Genomic DNA, 725 nt, shown 5'->3' on the forward strand with positions numbered 1-725 from the left:
TCGCGCGGTCATGAAATCAATTGTTTCTACTGCCCGAAGCGCAATCACGTATTCATAACGACGCGCATCTCCAACAACACCTACAGATTTCACTGGTAGGAATACTGCAAAGGCTTGGCTTGTTTTGTGGTACAAGTCGTGACGGTGTAATTCTTCAATAAAGATATTGTCCGCAAGACGCAATAAATCCGCGTACTCTTTTTTGACTTCACCCAAAATACGAACACCTAAACCCGGGCCTGGGAAGGGATGACGATAAACCATGTCGTAAGGCAAGCCCAATTCGAGACCAATCTTACGCACCTCATCTTTGAACAGCTCACGCAATGGCTCTACAAGTTTGAGCTTCATGTCTTCTGGCAAGCCACCTACGTTGTGGTGCGACTTAATAACATGTGCTTTGCCTGTCTTCGATGCTGCAGATTCGATAACGTCAGGATAAATAGTGCCTTGCGCCAACCACTTAACATTCTCGATTTTGGCTGACTCTTCATCGAACACTTCGATGAACGTGTTACCAATAATCTTGCGCTTATCTTCTGGGTCTGATGCGCCCTCGAGGCGACTTAAGAATAAATCAGCCGCGTCTGCGCGAATCACTTTAACGCCCATGTTTTTCGCGAACATTTGCATGACTTGATCGCCCTCGTGCAAACGCAACAAGCCATTATCAACGAACACACAGGTCAATTGATCGCCAATCGCCTTGTGCAATAAAGCAGCGA

The 725-nt window shown here is 46.5% G+C and carries 1 protein-coding gene; it reads right to left on the reverse strand.

Translation table 11 applies throughout. The annotated features are described in order from the left end of the window. Positions 1–725, reverse strand: a 725-nt coding sequence (gene guaA, locus A3738_RS00910; RefSeq protein WP_156503850.1) for a glutamine-hydrolyzing GMP synthase, incomplete at both ends; no start/stop codon positions are given.

The sequence above is a fragment of the Oleiphilus sp. HI0066 genome (genome assembly GCF_001635725.1).